The 15,463-nt window shown below is 64.2% G+C and carries 13 protein-coding genes and 1 riboswitch; of the genes, 7 read left to right on the top strand and 6 right to left on the bottom strand.

From position 1 onward, the window contains the following. Positions 1 to 38 precede the first annotated feature (38 nt). From AC6JA3_RS11865 to AC6JA3_RS11855, 3 genes are all read right to left on the bottom strand, one after another. Entirely contained in the window at positions 39 to 581 is a 543-nt protein-coding gene (locus AC6JA3_RS11865; protein ID WP_347783458.1) for a GNAT family N-acetyltransferase, read from the bottom strand. Positions 582 to 583: 2 nt separating this feature from the next. Continuing rightward, positions 584 to 1,927 carry an LLM class flavin-dependent oxidoreductase gene (locus AC6JA3_RS11860; RefSeq protein ID WP_347783457.1) on the bottom strand — a complete coding sequence of 448 codons (1,344 nt, stop codon included), beginning with the start codon at positions 1,925 to 1,927 and terminating at the stop codon, positions 584 to 586. 92 nt (positions 1,928 to 2,019) lie between these two features. Beyond that, positions 2,020 to 2,904, bottom strand: coding sequence for a MetQ/NlpA family ABC transporter substrate-binding protein (locus AC6JA3_RS11855; RefSeq protein WP_347783456.1), 885 nt, complete (start codon positions 2,902 to 2,904; stop codon positions 2,020 to 2,022). 221 nt (positions 2,905 to 3,125) lie between these two features. Here AC6JA3_RS11855 and AC6JA3_RS11850 point away from each other — a divergent pair, with 221 nt between their 5' ends. The 3 genes from AC6JA3_RS11850 to AC6JA3_RS11840 are packed head-to-tail and all read left to right on the top strand — an operon-like array spanning position 3,126 to position 6,084. Continuing rightward, positions 3,126 to 4,244, top strand: coding sequence for a methionine ABC transporter ATP-binding protein (locus AC6JA3_RS11850; RefSeq protein WP_347783455.1), 1,119 nt, complete (start codon positions 3,126 to 3,128; stop codon positions 4,242 to 4,244). A gap of 2 nt (positions 4,245 to 4,246) precedes the next feature. After that, positions 4,247 to 4,906 carry a methionine ABC transporter permease gene (locus AC6JA3_RS11845; RefSeq protein WP_026540442.1) on the top strand — a complete coding sequence of 220 codons (660 nt, stop codon included), beginning with the start codon at positions 4,247 to 4,249 and terminating at the stop codon, positions 4,904 to 4,906. Between the two features lie 17 nt (positions 4,907 to 4,923). Continuing rightward, the gene (locus AC6JA3_RS11840) at positions 4,924 to 6,084 is read left to right on the top strand and encodes an LLM class flavin-dependent oxidoreductase (protein ID WP_347783454.1); all 1,161 of its coding nucleotides are present in this window, start codon (positions 4,924 to 4,926) and stop codon (positions 6,082 to 6,084) included. Positions 6,085 to 6,175: 91 nt separating this feature from the next. On the opposite strand, the gene AC6JA3_RS11835 is transcribed toward AC6JA3_RS11840, so the two are convergent. Next, a complete protein-coding gene (locus AC6JA3_RS11835) occupies positions 6,176 to 7,549 on the bottom strand; it encodes a PLP-dependent cysteine synthase family protein (protein ID WP_347783453.1) in 1,374 nt (457 codons plus the stop codon). A 193-nt stretch (positions 7,550 to 7,742) separates the two neighbouring features. Here AC6JA3_RS11835 and AC6JA3_RS11830 point away from each other — a divergent pair, with 193 nt between their 5' ends. Next, positions 7,743 to 9,278 carry an MFS transporter gene (locus tag AC6JA3_RS11830; protein WP_497920137.1) on the top strand — a complete coding sequence of 512 codons (1,536 nt, stop codon included), beginning with the start codon at positions 7,743 to 7,745 and terminating at the stop codon, positions 9,276 to 9,278. Here AC6JA3_RS11830 and AC6JA3_RS11825 read toward each other — a convergent pair. Continuing rightward, positions 9,242 to 9,697, bottom strand: coding sequence for a rhodanese-like domain-containing protein (locus tag AC6JA3_RS11825; protein WP_347783451.1), 456 nt, complete (start codon positions 9,695 to 9,697; stop codon positions 9,242 to 9,244). The two genes, AC6JA3_RS11830 and AC6JA3_RS11825, sit on opposite strands and share 37 nt — an antisense overlap. Before the next feature lie 41 nt (positions 9,698 to 9,738). Then, a complete protein-coding gene (locus AC6JA3_RS11820; RefSeq protein WP_347783450.1) occupies positions 9,739 to 10,878 on the bottom strand; it encodes an LLM class flavin-dependent oxidoreductase in 1,140 nt (379 codons plus the stop codon). A gap of 222 nt (positions 10,879 to 11,100) precedes the next feature. Then, a riboswitch (SAM riboswitch) is annotated at positions 11,101 to 11,210 on the top strand. 36 nt (positions 11,211 to 11,246) lie between these two features. Here AC6JA3_RS11820 and AC6JA3_RS11815 point away from each other — a divergent pair. The 3 genes from AC6JA3_RS11815 to AC6JA3_RS11805 all read left to right on the top strand — a co-directional run bounded on the left by AC6JA3_RS11815 (position 11,247) and on the right by AC6JA3_RS11805 (position 15,458). Next, positions 11,247 to 12,344: an LLM class flavin-dependent oxidoreductase gene (locus AC6JA3_RS11815; RefSeq protein WP_035760642.1), complete on the top strand. Its 1,098-nt coding sequence runs from the start codon at positions 11,247 to 11,249 to the stop codon at positions 12,342 to 12,344. 64 nt (positions 12,345 to 12,408) lie between these two features. Beyond that, on the top strand, positions 12,409 to 13,824 hold the full coding sequence (locus AC6JA3_RS11810) for an NtaA/DmoA family FMN-dependent monooxygenase (RefSeq protein WP_347783449.1): 1,416 nt from the start codon (positions 12,409 to 12,411) through the stop codon (positions 13,822 to 13,824). Beyond that, positions 13,821 to 15,458: an ABC transporter substrate-binding protein gene (locus AC6JA3_RS11805; protein ID WP_347783448.1), complete on the top strand. Its 1,638-nt coding sequence runs from the start codon at positions 13,821 to 13,823 to the stop codon at positions 15,456 to 15,458. Before AC6JA3_RS11810 ends, AC6JA3_RS11805 begins: the two co-directional genes overlap by 4 nt. Positions 15,459 to 15,463: the final 5 nt, after the last annotated feature.

Here is a 15,463-nt window from a genome sequence, read left to right as displayed (position 1 = left end):
GCTACGCCTGGAACATCGTTTTCGAGCACGAGGCCCGGTCAAGCGGCGGGCGGCAAGTCCAACGTGTACACCACCAATTGCACCTTGGGCGCGGGACGTTCTTTCTCACGCTCGGCCCGGCGCACATAGCCAAGCCGGCGGTATAGGCGTTGTGACGGCTCATTGTCGACGGCGGTGTCCAGCACTACGCGCTCGACGCCCCGCACTGCGGCCAAGCGGGCAGATTCGTCCAGCAGTCTCTGGCCGAGTCCGGTCCGTCGGGCTTCGGGCAACACTGCGAGGAGCCTTAGCTCGACTTCGCCTTCCAAGGCCTGCCGGCTCAATCGGGAGCCGAAGGGAAGCAAGCTTGCCGTGCCCACCAAGCGCCCCGTTTCCTGATCCTCGGCTACCAGCAGCACACCTTCGCGAGCCCGCGCGGCGGCATCCAGCAACAGACCGAGCCGCTCTTCGTCGGGTTGATGCGCCCCGGGAAGATGGTGGCCGAAACCTTCGTACGTCAGCCGGCCCACGGCGTCGTACTCATCCTCAAGAGCCTCGCGAATCACTATTGTGCCCGCGGCGACTGTCGACGTAGTGGTCATGGTTATCCTTTCAGCTGCGGATCGAGTCCGAGGTGCGATTTCAAGGTGGTGCCCGAGTACTCACGGCGGGCGAGGCCACGCTCCTGAAGCAGGGGAATGACCCCCGAGACGAAGCGCTCCAGATCCTGGGGGAGCAGGGAGAACATGAGGTTGAAACCATCTGCCGCGCCTTCGGCATGCCAACGTGCCAACGAGTCGGCCACGTGCTGCGGGGTACCGATGAAGTCGTGGTTGCGTTTGTCGCCCGTGAGGATGGAGTAGAGATCCTTCAGTGTCACCTCAGCTTCGCGGCCACGGATCTGCTCTCCGGCCGAGCGGAAATCGGTCCTTGGCTGCGTGATGGAGGGAATGCCGGATTGGGCCACAGTGGCGTCGGCTCCCAGCCCGGTGAAGTCGAGGTGGTCAGCAAAGTACTCCTGCAGGAAATCCAGGACCTGCTGGTCGGTGATGAGGTTGTCCAATTCCCGGATGCGTTCCAGGGCTTCCTCACGGGTGTCCGCAACCACGGGGGAGATGGCTTGGTAGACGTAGATTTCGTCGGGATTCCGCCCGAAGGCTGCGGCTTGGGCTCGGATGGATTCCCTGTACTGACGTGCTTGCGGGATGTCCGGATGGCTCGCGAAGAGGGCGTTGGCGAAGCGCGCCCCCAGTTTCTGGCCGGGCACCGACGTGCCGGCCTGAGCCAGCAAGGGGGAGTGCTGGGGGGAGGGCCCGATGTTGAGCGGCCCCGCGACGTTGAAAAACTCGCCTTCGTAATCCAGACGGCTGAGTTTACGGCGGTCAAAGAAACGGCCTGAGTCCTTGTTGTAGAGGAATGCGTCCGTATCCCAGGAACTCCACAGCCCTTTGGTAACCTCCACGAACTCTTCAGCGCGGCGGTAGCGGAGGCTGTGGTCGAAGTGCTCATCGGCGCTGAAGTTGCCGGCCGTGCTGTTGGTGAGGTCCCGCGTGGTGACGATGTTCCAGCCGACGCGGCCGCCGCTGATGTGGTCCGCGGTAAGGGCTGCGCGGGCAAAGTTGAAGGGCTCGTCGTAGGACGTGGAAGACGTGGCGATCAGGCCGATGTGGCTGGTAACCGCGCCAAGCGCCGTGACCAGGCCGATGGGATCGAAGCGGTTAAGGATGCCCGGATTGGACGTCTCGTCGATTGCGAGGGAGTCACCCAGGAAGATCGCGTCGAATTTGGCGTCCTCGGCAGTTTTGGCGAGCTGTACCTGGTGGGCGAAATCGATGCTCGCCCGGGGGAACGCTGTTTCGTGGCGCCATGAAGCCAGATGGATGCCGGTGCCCACCAGGTAGGCGAAGAAATGGATCTGCTGGCGTTCACGGGTGAGTGTCTGGTTCATGGGCCTGTTTCGGTGCTCTTGGGTGCTCTTCGGGGTCAGGAAGGTTGAGGGGCGGCGGCACTCTGTGGCGCAGGACCGCTGCCCCTCAACTGCTATTTGGTCTTCTTGATGGCAGATTCTTCAGCGGTGAGGACTTCCTGCAGCTTGGCCGCGGTCCAGTCAGCCTTGAACTGGAGATTTCCGTCATTGAGCTTGGTGACCGAGGCTTCGACTTCAGGAGAGTGGTAGGCGTCTACGATCTTCTTCCACGTGGGATCGTCCTTGCGGTCTGCCTTTACTACGAAGCCGTTGATATAGGGAGCCAGGGCTTCTGAGTTCAGGTCTTCCTTGAAGATGATCTTCTCGTCACCCAAGCCGCCCTTCTGGGCCTGCGTGTTGTTCACGACGGCGGCATCCGTGGTTCCCTTGAGCGCGTTGACCGTCTGGTTGCTGTCCACCGGGACAACCTTGATCTTGCTCGAGGTGATCTCGGCAGGCGTGGACAGCGAGTTGCCGCCGTCCTTGAGCTGCAGCAGTCCCGCGGTCTGAAGGTTCAGCAGTGCGCGGGCCTGGTTGGTGGGGTTGTTGGGAATGGCAACCTCGGCATCAGCCGGCAGTTCTTCAACGGATTTGAACTTTTCCGAGTACAACGCCAGCGGGTACACGGCGGTAGCGCCCACCGGAACCAGGGTGCCGTTGCTGTTGACGTTGAACTGGGACAGGTACTTCAAGTGCTGGAACAGGTTGATATCCACCTGGCCCTGCTGGGTTGCCGTGTTGATCTGCGCGCCATCGGTGAAGTTCTTGACCTCAAGATCGATGCCCTGATCCTTCAGCTTGTTCTTCAGCAAGGTCCAGTGCTCCTCAGCACCGTCGTCGACGCCAATGACCACTTTGGTGCTCGCCGCGGGTGTCGAACCACTCGAAGCACCCCCGCAAGCCGAGAGCGATAGGGCGGCGATCAGGCCGACGGCGGCCACTAACAGGCGGTTCTTCATGATGCTTCTCCGTACAAAGGATATTGGTGCGAATGGAAAGTACGGGGTGTTCCCCTGGCTCACGCTAGGCAGTTGGCGCAGTGAGAATCGAACGCCTTCGCAACACTCCGACGCGCACCGTCAAGGAAAGAAACCGCAGGTCACACGGGTTCATTGGGTTCGATTCGGAAGCCGGGGCGCTGTTGGAATAGGCATCCAATCAACCCCAAAAGGAGGCACCGGTGAGCGCGATCATTTCGCTGCGCGGCGTCAGCAAAGTGTTCCCGGTCCAAGGACGCCATCCCGGACAACGCGGCCAGCGCCCGGACCCAGTACGCGCCGTGGACGATGTGACCCTGGACATTGAAGAAGGCGCGGTGGTGGGCATTGTGGGATATTCCGGTGCCGGAAAATCCACGCTGGTCCGCCTTCTCAACGGCCTGGAACGTCCCACCGAGGGGCAGGTTTTCGTCAAGGGCCAGGACATCTCCTCGCTCCCAGAAGGCCAGTTGCGCAAAGTCCGTGCCGGCATCGGCATGATCTTCCAACAATTCAATCTCCTGAAGTCCCGCACCGTGTTCGGAAACGTCGCCTACCCGTTGAAGGTGGCAGGGTGGCCCAAGGAGAAGATCAAGCCGCGCGTGGAGGAGCTTCTTGTGTTCGTGGGTATCGCGGACAAGGCAAGCTCCTACCCTCGGCGTCTCTCCGGCGGACAGCAGCAACGCGTGGGCATTGCCCGTGCGCTGGCAAACGCCCCGGACATCCTCCTCGCTGACGAAGCAACCAGCGCCCTGGATCCCGAAACCACCCGCGACGTCCTCCGACTGCTCCGCCGCATTAATAAGGAACTCGGCACCACCGTTGTGGTGATCACCCACGAGATGCACGTTGTCCGCGAAATCTGCGACACCGTGGTGATGATGGAATCCGGCCGGGTAGTGGAAACCGGCCCCACGTACTCCGTATTCGCCGACCCCCAGAGCGACTCCACCCAGCGCTTCGTCTCCACGGCCGTCCACGGCACGCCGGGAGCGGACACCGTCAGCCGCCTCGCCGCGGCACACCCGGGCCAGCTTGTGTCCATCGGCATCTCCGAGGCAGCGCCCACCCCTCTGGTTGCGGCCACGTTCGCGCGCCATGGCGTGGGCTCCAGTGTGGTGTTCGGGGGTGTCACCGAGATCCAGAACAAGATCCTGGGCACACTCACCTACGAACTCACGGGCAGCGAAACCGCGATTGGCGCCGCGCTCGCCGAGCTGGGCGACGTCACCGCCGTCGAACGCCAAACGCCGACGGCGGACCCCGCCGACAGTGCCGTTCCGCAAGTCCCAGCCACCGTCCCCGCGAACGCCGGAGAATAGCCATGACCGACTGGACAACCCTCCTGCCCGTCCTGGGCGAATCCTTCCAACAGACCATCTACATGGTGGTCATTACCGTCCTGCTCAGCGGCATCGCCGGGCTTGCGCTGGGGGTCACGCTCTACGCCACCAGGCCCGGAAACCTGTTTGCCAATAGGGCCGTATTCTCGTTCCTGAATTTCCTGGTGAACATCATCCGGCCCATCCCGTTCATCATCTTCATCACGGCCATTGCGCCGCTGACCCTGATCATCATGGGCACCACTATTGGCACGACGGCGGCCATCCTGCCCATGGCGCTAATGGCCGGCGTCGTGATTGGCCGGGTAGTGGAGCAAAACCTGGTGGCCTCAGACCCGGGCGTGGTGGAAGCTGCCAGGGCCATGGGTGACAGCAGGCTGCACATCCTGTGGTCCGTGGTGATTCCGGAGTCGCTCGCACCGCTGATCCTGGGCTACACCTTCATGATCATCGCGATCGTGGACATGTCTGCCATGGCCGGGTACATCGGCGGCGGTGGGCTGGGCAACTTCGCCATTATGTACGGCTACCAGCAATTCAACTGGGAAGTCACCCTGGTGACCGTCCTGATCATCATCGTCATGGTCCAAGCCGCGCAGTTGCTGGGTAACTTCCTGGCCCAGCGCATCCTTCGCCGCTAACTTTCAGGAGCCACAACATGCCTATCGAATTCCTCGGTATGGGTGCCGGTAACGACTCCACGGAGACGTCCCCTGCCACCACACCTTTCTTTGACCCCGCGTACGCCGCCAGGATTGCGCGGATCCATGAGGACAACAACTGGGACCACGTCCTGTTCGCGTACAACTCCACCACGCAGGATCCTTCAGTCCACGCGGCGTGGGTCGCGGCGAACACTGAGCGAATCCAGCTGAGGTTGGCTCACCGGCCCAATGTTTCCCACCCGACTTTTGCCGCCCGCTCCTTCCTGACGCTGGATCACATCGCGCAAGGGCGGCTGACCGTGCACTTCATCACCGGTGGCAGCCAGGCCGACCAAGCCCGTGAGGGCGATTTCCTGGCCAAGGATGCCCGGTACGGCCGGACGCAGGAGTATATGCAGATCGTGCGGCGGGCGTGGTCCGGGGATTCGTTCAGTTGGGACAGCGAGCATTACCGCTTCGACAACTTCTCCTCCGGTTTGGGGCCCTTTGCCGGGAAGAGGCCGGGTATTTCCTTTGGTGGATCTTCCGAGGCGGCCTGGTCTGTAGGCGCCGCCGAAGCTGACATCTATGCGCTCTTCGGCGAGCCGCTGGCCGACGCCGCGGCGCAGCAGCAGCAAATCCTTGCGCGGGCCGCTGCTTTGGGGCGGGTTGAACCTTTGCGCTGGCAGATCGCCTTCCGGCCGATCGTCGCGGCAACCGATGAGCTGGCGTGGGAGAAGGCGCATGCCATCCTTGGAACGTTCGAGGCGCGACGGTCTGCCGGCGAGGTCATTGATCCTGTCCGCCACTACAACCAGAAGCCCGAAGCCACCGGCACCCAAAGGCTGCTGGCCGCTGCGGAACGTGCTGACCTGCACGATCGCGCCCTCTGGACGGCGCTCGCCAAGGCTGCGGGCGGCGGAGGCGGAAGCGCGACGGCGTTGGTGGGCAGCTACGACACCGTCACCCAAGCGATCCTGGACTACCATGACCTCGGTTTCGAGATCTTCGGCCTCCGGGGGTACGACTTCGTCCCGGACGCACTGGAGTTTGGCCAGTACGTCATACCGCAGTTGAAGCAGGAAGTGGCGCATCGGGATCAGGGCCGGTCCGCCGAGGAACTCCGGGCGGGCCAAGCCGCCGCCCGGGCACGGGTGCTGGCCGACGCTTCCTGACCCTCTTTGAGGGCAGTCCTCGCCCAATCCAACCTTTCCCGGTTGTTTCTGAGCATTCAAGGCGGCAAAGCAGGTGAGGAAGCAATGCCACCTACGGGAGAGTGGCGGCGATTCGGCCGTCGACCAGGACCGCGATGACCTCCGGCGTTGCACCAGCACCGGAATCCGGGTCCGCGGCCGCGCCTGCCTCTGAAGCCGGCAGTCCCGCGGCAACCGTGCGGTACGGGATACCAGCGGTGACTGCTAGAGAGGCAGGCTCAACGCCGCGCAGCGAACGCAGGGTTATCACTCCCACTACTTCGCGCGGGTGAACGGTCCCGAAACTCTGGCCCCGGTCCAGCGCAACGAACACCGGCTCGTTTGGCGCCACTCCCCGGGAGTGAAGTTCGACGACGGCCTCCGCTGCCGTCATACCGCTCGCCAAAAGCTGCACTCCGGCAGGCGCAGTGGTGAGAAGCGAACGGATGGTTCCTTCCGGCGTCGTGGGTTCCAGGAAGCCGAGCGAGGCGAGCCAGTGGTCGTCGAAATAGGTGGACAGGTAGTTCCGGCCCGAGTCCGGCAGGACCACCACGATGGTGTGCTCCTCGTCCAAGGTTTCGGCGAGGTTCAAGGCAGCAGCCAGGGCGGTCCCGCCGGTGGCACCGATCAGGAGTCCTTCCTCCCGGGCGGCACGGCGGGCGGTGAAAATGGCGTCGCGATCACTGACGCTGATGTATTTGTCCACCAACGCGGTGTCGAACGCCTCAGGCCAGATGTCTTCCGCCGACGCAGGGTGCAAGGGGTGGCCAGCGCCCTCCGTGTATTTGAGCGAGCCGTTGCCCCCTCCATAGCGCGAGTGCTCGGGGTCAGCGGCGATGACCTGCACCAGTCCGTCGCTGGCCTGCTTCAAGTACCGGCCGGTTCCGCTGATGGTCCCGCCGGTCCCGACGCTGGCCACAAAGTGCGTAACCGACCCCGCGGTGTCGGCCCAGATCTCCGGCCCGGTGCTCTCCGCGTGGGCTTGCGGGTTGGCTGGGTTGTCGTACTGCAGGGCGAGCCAAGCCCCGGGAGTGGAGGCCGCGAAGGCCGCAGCCCGGTTGGCCAGGTGGCCGGGATCGGATCGCGGAACGAAATCGGCCACCAGATGGACTTCGGCTCCGAAAGCGCGCAGGAGGCGGATCTTTTCAGCTGCCGTGGCCGCCGGAGCGAAAATCACCGAGCGATAGCCCAGTTGCGCGGCCACCAGGCTCAGCCCGATGCCGGTGTTACCGCTGGTCCCTTCCACCACGGTCCCGCCGGGCTCCAACAAACCGGCCCGTTCTGCGGCCCGGATCATGGAAAGTGCGGCCCGGTCCTTCACGCTCCCGCCGATGTTCTGGAACTCGAGCTTCGCGTAGATGCGGGGCCGGACACCTTCGCCCAGCCGTTTCAGCCGAAGCAGGGGAGTGCCGCCGATTGCGTCCAGGATTGATTCATACACGGTCATGCGGCCCACGCTAGGACGCGGCCATCGCCCCACAAAAAAGCGTTTCCCGCTGCGTCCTTCCATGACCGGAGCGTCGGCGAACAAGCCCCAAAGAGTCATAAACGAGTCACCGGCGGTAACCCGGATTAACGCCCCTTAACCGGGTGTCTCGCGATGCCCGAACCCCGGCAGAACCCGCCTAGAGTCCACAATCATGGGCCATGGAAATCACGCTAAGCGTTCCGCCCTCTGGCTTTGCCTGGGCGCCGGATTCATCACGCTGCTGGACCAGTCAATGTTCGTCCTGGCCGTTCCCGCGATGTCCGCCTCCCTGCATGCCGATTCCGGGTCCGTGCAGTGGATCCTGGCGAGCTACTCGCTGGCGTTCGGCGTCGCATTGGTTCCCGCAGGCAGGCTGGGCGACATCGTCGGGCGGCGCACGCTTTTCATCGCGGGCATTGCGGTCTTCGGCGCATCCAGCCTGGTGGGTGGACTGGCCACCGACCCCTCGCTGGTCATCATCGCCAGGCTCCTCCAAGGACTCGGCGCGGGCACCCTGAATCCGCAGGTGCTCGGACTCCTGCAGGACATTTATAAGGGACACGACCGCGCGAAGGCCTTGGGCGCCTACGCCGCCGCCGGTGGTTCCGCTGCAGTGTGCGGACCACTGATCGGGGGACTGGTCCTCTCACTGGGCGACCCCGGGATCGGGTGGCGGATCCTGTTCCTGGCGAACGTTCCCTTGGTGCTGATCCTGGTGCCGCTTGCCTTCCGGCTCCTCCCGCGGTCAGAAGGCAAACACCCCGGAAAAGCCAAACCGTCCATCGACGTCCTCGGCGCGCTGCTGCTAGGCGGAGTAGTGGTGGCATCACTCATTCCCACGATCTACGGCGCGGGCACCATTGCTGTGACCTCGCTGGCTGTCGGTGCCGGGGCACTCCTCGCCTTCGCCGGCTGGGAGATCCTGTACCACCGGCGTGGCCGAACCCCGTTGCTCAGTGCCCACCTGGCGAAATCCAAGGGTTACGCACTGGGCACCGTGGTGGCACTCTGCCAATTTGGCGTGGGCGCGGGAATGGCAGCTGTAACGGCGTTCTATTTCCTGGCCGGGACCGGGCTGGCTCCGTTGTCAGCCGCAGCCATCCTTGCGCCGCAAGCCGCCGGCATGCTGCTGGCGTCCAGTTTCAGCTGGCGTTTCGTGGCCCGCTACGGGCGTGCCGGGATCGTTTACGCGCTTCTGGGGAGCCTGGCCTGCCTGGTCGCCAAGGACTTTTTTGTGCAGGGGCTCGACGGCGGGACAGCGGCTCTTGCGGTGGCCGCCGTCGGGCTTCTCCAAGGTGTGGCAACCGGCCTGGTGGTCGCACCGAACCAGACACTCACCCTGGCCCATGCACCCGTGGGCGCCGCCGGAGTGGCCGCAGGTTTCTACCAACTCAGCCAAAGGTTCGCCGCGGCGCTGTGCTCGGCCGCGGCGGCGGGCATGTTCCTTCAGGCGCACGGCGCGGCCACAGGGGAAGCCTCCAAGGACGCCTTCCATCAAGGCATCGTGATGTGCTGCATTTTGCTGGGCGTCGCCTTGCTCGCCGGCGGACTCGACTGGCTGCGCGAGGCGCGGGACCGCACAAAGACAAATGCCGCCGTCGTGACTTCCGGACGGGAAGCCGCGACGACGGCGGCGGTGCTGACGCCGGAAGGCCCGACGGCGGCAGGTACTCAGCGCTCGGAAGCCACCGAATCGGTGGACGCCTGAGCAGTGGCGGCCGGCGGTGCCGCTTCGCCGGGCGGTGCGGTGGGCCCGGTGGTGGGGACGCCGGCGTCGCGGAGGGCCGGGAAGCCGCCGTCCACGTGGACAGCGTTGGCGTAGCCGAGGACCTTGAGCTTTTGCGCGACGGGTCGTGAACCGTTGACAGAGCCGCAGAACACCACGATCTCCTGGTCCGTCCCGGTAACCTGAGGCAGCCGGTGGGCGGATTCAAGGCTGAAGTCCTCCTCCACGTGCTCGCGGTTCACCACCACAGCGCCGGGGACTGCGCCGGTGCTGGCGCGGCCGCCCTCGCTGCGGACATCGATCAGCAGGGCGCCTTCTTCGATGAGCTTGGCTGCAGCATCGGCGGTGATCAGCTGGGTGTCTTGGACTTCGGTTTCCTGGACGGCGGTTTCGGTGGACATGGTGCTCCCTTATATAGGTGGTGATTGGAAAATCGGAAACGCTAGAGACCCCAGGCCTCGGCCAGCAGCTGGTAGGAGTTCTGCCGATCGGCGGGGTCATGGGCAATGGTGGTGATGAGAAGCTCCTGGGCACCGGTGACGCGTTGCAACGTGCGGAGACGTTCGCTGACCTGGTGTGGATCACCGACGAACCGGGTTTCCAGACGATCCTTGATGAGCTCCCCGGCTTCGGCGTCCAAGGAAAGCTCCAGCGCGTCTTCCGGTGACGGGTACGGGATGGCGCCCTGGCCGCTGCGGATCCCGTGGACCCAGTGCGCGTAGCCGCGGGCCAGGCGTTGGGCCTGGCGTTCGTCCGGGGCTACCAGCACGTCCGCGGAGACAATCACACGCGGTTCCCGCAATGCCGCCGAGGGTTCGAAGTGGGCCCGGTATTCGGCAATGGAGCCCAGGACGCCCGCCGGTGCCACGTGATAGTTCGCCCCGAAGGGGAGGCCCAGCTTGCCGGCCAAGCGGGCACTGGGTCCGGCTGTTGAGCCGTGGACCCAGAACTGCGGCGCCTGGCCGAGGGCGGGTGTAGCCGTGACTTCCTCACCATGTTTGGTCCTGTACTCGCCGGTGAAAAATCCGATGATGTCCTGGATGTCGTTCTCGAAGTTGTCCGTATCACCGGGGAAGCGACCCAGCAGCTCGCCCTGCAGCCGGAACTTCCTGGGCAGGACCGCACCGAAGATGGGGCGCGGCGCGGGGATCAGCAGTCCGTCAACCACCCGATCGGTGGGTTCCGAAGAGTCAGCGGGCACGACTCCGGGCGCGGGCTCGCTGGGCGACTTGGGCGGACCGGAGCGACCAAAGCCAAGGTCCACGCGGTCCGGGAAAACGGCGGCGAGCGTTCCAATGCTTTCGGCAATCTGGAGCGGCCTGTAGTTCCCCAACAAGGTGGCCGCGGTCCCCACCCTGATGGTCTTGGTGGCTGAGGCAACCAACCCGGCCAGGATGTGCGGGGCTGACCCCGCAACGCCTGTGTTGAGGTGGTGCTCGGCCAGCCAGTACCGGGAGTAGCCGGAAGCCTCGGCAGCGGCGGCAAGGGCAAGGGTGCTCCGCAAGGCATCGCCGGAGGTCTGCCCGGCCGATACCGGGCTCAGGTCAAGGACGGACAGGGGAGTAACTGAAGGCTTCGGCATGGCACGACACTACGGACGCCCCTGCGAAGGCCAAAGCCGATCCGTCACCGCGCTCAACCGGACTAAATCCAGCGAAATCCGGCGAAACGGTCCGTCACAACCGAGCCTTCGCCAGCCCGAAAATGACGATTCGGGCAGTCCCTTGACGTGGTATTTCCCGCCTTGACGCCGCAAGTCCAGCGGTTTGTACATTCCTTGGACAGCCTCCTAGATTCAAGTCCAGGTCAAGAGTCAGCACGCCAAGGACCGGCTCGTGCTGCGGCAACCCTCAGGCATTACGTGGCGGGGTGCTCCGGAAACAGACCAGGCCGCATCTGCGGCAAGTGAATGTCGTCCCAGCCGCTGTGCGGCCTCTGAAAGAGAGAATCATGCCTTCCACACCTGTACCCGAATTCCGCTCCCGCGTTATCGCATTGGAGCTCGACGGCGACGGAGCCCACCCCGCGTCGTGGCGCAAGGCCCACCATGATCCGCAGGCGCTATTGGGGGGCCAGCGGATCCGTGAAACCGTCCAGGCAGCGGACATCGCCGGTTTCCATCTGGCCACGTTCAAGGACACCCGGGTGGTGGATCCTGGAAGCACCGGGATTGCGGGCCGGATTGATGCGATCCAGCGAGCGGCCTTCGCGGCGCCCATCACCCGCTCTATCGGCCTGGTCCCGGAAGCCGGAACGCTCTTTACCGAGCCGTTCCATGTAGCTACGCAGCTGGCCAGCTTGGACTATTCCTCCTTGGGGCGGGCGGGTTGGCTGGTCGCCGCGGACAACCTGGACAAGGAAGCTCGCTCCGTGGGGCGCACGCAGTTGCCAGAAGACGAAGCAGTCAGCGAAGCCGCAGATGTGGTCCAAGCCAGCCGCCGGCTCTGGGACTCCTGGGAAGACGACGCCGTAATCCGCGACGTTGCCACCGGACGATACTTGGACCGGAACAAGCTGCACTACGCAGACTTTGAAGGTGAACGCTTCTCCGTGAAGGGACCGTCCATTATCCCGCGCCCACTCCAAGGGCAGGTAGTGGTGTTCGCGCCCGCTGAGCTGATCCCCGCCGTCGAGGCTGACGTTGCCCTGGTCTCCGCAGACACCACGGACACTCTCCCGCAAGCAGCCCAAGCTGCAGCCGCCGCTGGTGCGCCGAGGACCCTGGTGGAGTTGGACGTCATCCTCGATTCCCGTGGGCAGACCGCCGAGGACCGTCTTGCCGAACTGGACTCGTACGAAGAGTGGACGGGCGGTGCCCGCTACGTGGGCACCGCCGAAGGCTTGGTGGAACTGCTCACCACGCTGTTCGCAGCAGCCGACGGCGTCCGCCTCAAGCCAGCGGTACTGGATGTGGACCTCCCCGAATTGGCTAACAAGGTGCTCCCCGAACTGCACCGCAGCGGGCTAGTGGTGCCGCCGCTTCCGGGTGCCACACTCCGCGAAACCTTCGGCCTTCCCCGCCCCGCCAACCGCTTCGCCGCAGCCTGAGGCCGGCTGACCAACGCCCGCCGCCAAGAGCCCACTCACAGAGCCAGATTCAGAGAGCAGAACCATGACCAACCATCACCGCATCGCAGGCAACGGCCAGATCCAGTTTGGCGTCTTCTTCCAAGGCGTCAACCACACCACCGTGTGGAAGGACGCGCAGAGCGGCTCGCAAACCGACTTCGAGTCATTCCGCCGGGTGGCCCAGACAGCTGAACGGGGACTCTTCTCCGCGTTCTTCCTCGGAGAAGGACTCCGCCTCCGGGAACACCTCGGAAAGATCCACGATCTGGATGTCGTGGGCCGTCCCGACGCGCAGACCGCCCTCGCCGCGCTCGCAGCCATCACCACAAATATCGGGTTGGTTGCCACGCAGAACACTACGTACAACGATCCCGCGGATCTTGCCCACCGCTTGGCCAGCCTCGACCTGCTGTCCGGCGGCCGTGCGGCATGGAACATCGTCACCACGGACAACGCATGGACCGGTGCCAACTTCAGGCGCGGCGGGTTCCTCAAGCACGAGGACCGCTACGTCCGGGCCGAAGCGTTCGTTCAGACGGCCAAGGCTATTTGGGATTCCTGGGCTGACGGCGCAATCGCCGGGTCCCGGAATGATCCACGCTGGCTCCGCGAGGACGCCATCACCACGGTCAAACGCCACGATGAGAGTTTCGACGTCGAAATCACCGGCAGATTGCCGCGCTCCAGCCAGCAGCACCCTGTTCTGTTCCAGGCCGGGGATTCGCCGGACGGCCGTGATTTCGCCGTGCGGAACGCCGACGTGATCTTCTCGGCACACCCGGAACTGGAAGATGCCAAGAAGTTCCGCGACGACATCGTGGCCCGCACCCTCAAGGCCGGGCGTCCGGCAGATGACGTGAAGATTTTCCCCGGCCAGGAGTTCATCCTCGGTGCCACAGCCGCTGAAGCGGAGGAAAAGCACCAGTGGGTCCGCTCGCTGCAGGTGGGTCCGGAAACGGCCATCGCCTACTTGGAACAGTTCTGGGGACGCACTCTCACCGAATACGACCCCGACGGTCCACTGCCGGACATCGACCCCATTGTGGACGTCACCAACCCCACCCGCGGCAACGCCTTCCATGGGAAGAGCGCCAAGGACCTGGCCGCCCAGTGGCGCGCGGACGCCAAGGAAAACGGCCAGTCGATCCGCCAGTTCGTCGCTGCCCGTTCCCGGCTCAACGGCCGCGGCCTGGTGGGATCGTACGACGACATTGCAGACAAACTCGCCGAGTACGCCCACACCGGCGCAGTTGACGGCTTCAACATCACCCCATGGATTGTCCCTGGCGGGCTGGATGACATTGTCAACGAACTGGTTCCCCGCCTGCAGGACCGCGGCGTTTACCGTACCGAATATGAAGGCACCAACCTCCGCGAGAACCTTGGCCTCCGCGCCCCGCTGACCCGCCGCGGATCACTCACCAGCACCCAACTCACTGAAAGCGAAGAAGTCGCATGAGCGTCCCCAACCCAACCTCAGCGCGCCAGCTGTGGAAACCAGCCGCCGTCGTTTCCGTACTGGGAGCCTTTGCGCTCCTGGCCTCAGCTTGCGCTGGAGGGGCCGACGCCGGCACTCAGCAAAGTGCCGACGCCACACCGGTCTCCGGTGGCAACCTGAACTTCGCGGTGTCCGTTGACCGCGGCTGCATCGACCCGCAGCAGGTGGGCAACAACGATGCGATCGCGATTGCCCGGCAAACCGTGGCGTCGTTGACGTCTCAGGATCCGAAGACGGGCGAGATCGTTCCGTGGCTCGCGGAGAAGTTCGAAACCAATACGAACGCCACCAGTTTCACGTTTACCCTCCGCAGCGGTGCCACCTTCGCTGACGGGACCGCGATTGATGCTGCTTCGGTGAAGACCAACTTCGAGGCCATCAAGGCACTCGGTGCCAAAGCGACGCTGGGCTCCACCTACCTGAGCGACGTCAGTGCCATCACCGTGAAGGACCCGCAGACCGTGGTGGTGGATTTCTCCAAGCCGAATGCGCAGTTCCTCCAGGCAACGTCCACGTTCACACTGGGCCTGTTGTCTCCGGCATCTGCCACGCTTTCCGAAGCTGACCGTTGCGCCGGGAAGTTTTCCGGCTCCGGCCCGTTCAGCGTGAAGAGCTACACCGTGGACAAGGAAGCTGTCCTGGAACGCCGTGCGGGCTATAACTGGCCCGCCGCCACCAACAGCAACAAGGGCGAGGCCTACCTGGACACTGTCACCTTCAAGATCATTCCTGAGGCAGGGAACCGCACGGGCAGCCTGCAGTCCGGCCAGATCGATGCGACGGCGGCGATCTCCGCTGCTGACATCAGCCTGTTCAACGGCAACGGCTTCTGGAACGAAACCCGGGCCAACCCGGGTGTGGTCTACAACCTGTACGCCAACCAGACCAACCCCAAGCTCAAGGAAACCGCCGTCCGTCAGGCCATCTCCAAGGCCATCAACCGCGAGGAAATTACCAAGACCTTGCTGACTGAAGCGGACCAGCCGGCCAAGGGCGTTCTCTCCCACACCACGCCGTACTTCAAGGACTACAGCGAGCTGCTGAAGAACGATCCCGATGGCGCCAAGAAGCTCCTGGACGATGCCGGCTGGAAGGTGGGAACGGACGGCATCCGTGAGAAGAACGGCGAGAAACTGTCCTTCAAGGTCACCTACTGGCAGTCGCCCAAGGAAGTGCTGGAACTCGTGCAGCAGCAGCTCAAGGTGATCGGCGTGGACCTGCAGCTGAAGTTCACCACCATCGCGGACGTGACGGCTGCCCAGGCTGACAAGACCTACGACTTCTCCTACGGCAACCTGACCCGCAGCGACCCGGACGTCCTGCGCACCGTCTTCGCCTCCACCACAGCCCGTGGCGGAAGCAACCTCCGCGAGAAGCTGCCCGTGGACGATGTCCTGGGTGAGCAGGCCGCGGCACTGGACAAGGACGCACGCCAGAAGCTGGTGGACGAAGCACAGGAAATCCTGATCAAGGACGCCCACTCCATCCCGCTTTATGAGCTGTCCACCACCATTTCCGCCAGCGACAAAGTCAAGGGCCTCACGTTCGAAGCTTCCAGCCGCCTGGACTTCTACGACGCCTGGCTGAGCAAGTAGGAATC

Source organism: Arthrobacter sp. TmtSoilC79 (assembly GCF_059739405.1).
This window is presented reverse-complemented; position numbering and strand designations above follow the sequence as displayed.

Excerpts from the sequence above, each read along its gene's own strand:
- AC6JA3_RS11865 (WP_347783458.1), bottom strand. The coding sequence starts at position 581 with ATGACCACTACGTCGACAGTCGCCGCGGGCACAATAGTGATTCGCGAG.
- AC6JA3_RS11860 (WP_347783457.1), bottom strand. The coding sequence starts at position 1,927 with ATGAACCAGACACTCACCCGTGAACGCCAGCAGATCCATTTCTTCGCC.
- AC6JA3_RS11855 (WP_347783456.1), bottom strand. The coding sequence starts at position 2,904 with ATGAAGAACCGCCTGTTAGTGGCCGCCGTCGGCCTGATCGCCGCCCTA.
- AC6JA3_RS11845 (WP_026540442.1), top strand. The coding sequence starts at position 4,247 with ATGACCGACTGGACAACCCTCCTGCCCGTCCTGGGCGAATCCTTCCAA.
- AC6JA3_RS11840 (WP_347783454.1), top strand. The coding sequence starts at position 4,924 with ATGCCTATCGAATTCCTCGGTATGGGTGCCGGTAACGACTCCACGGAG.
- AC6JA3_RS11835 (WP_347783453.1), bottom strand. The coding sequence starts at position 7,549 with ATGACCGTGTATGAATCAATCCTGGACGCAATCGGCGGCACTCCCCTG.
- AC6JA3_RS11830 (WP_497920137.1), top strand. The coding sequence starts at position 7,743 with ATGGGCCATGGAAATCACGCTAAGCGTTCCGCCCTCTGGCTTTGCCTG.
- AC6JA3_RS11825 (WP_347783451.1), bottom strand. The coding sequence starts at position 9,697 with ATGTCCACCGAAACCGCCGTCCAGGAAACCGAAGTCCAAGACACCCAG.
- AC6JA3_RS11820 (WP_347783450.1), bottom strand. The coding sequence starts at position 10,878 with ATGCCGAAGCCTTCAGTTACTCCCCTGTCCGTCCTTGACCTGAGCCCG.
- AC6JA3_RS11815 (WP_035760642.1), top strand. The coding sequence starts at position 11,247 with ATGCCTTCCACACCTGTACCCGAATTCCGCTCCCGCGTTATCGCATTG.
- AC6JA3_RS11810 (WP_347783449.1), top strand. The coding sequence starts at position 12,409 with ATGACCAACCATCACCGCATCGCAGGCAACGGCCAGATCCAGTTTGGC.
- AC6JA3_RS11805 (WP_347783448.1), top strand. The coding sequence starts at position 13,821 with ATGAGCGTCCCCAACCCAACCTCAGCGCGCCAGCTGTGGAAACCAGCC.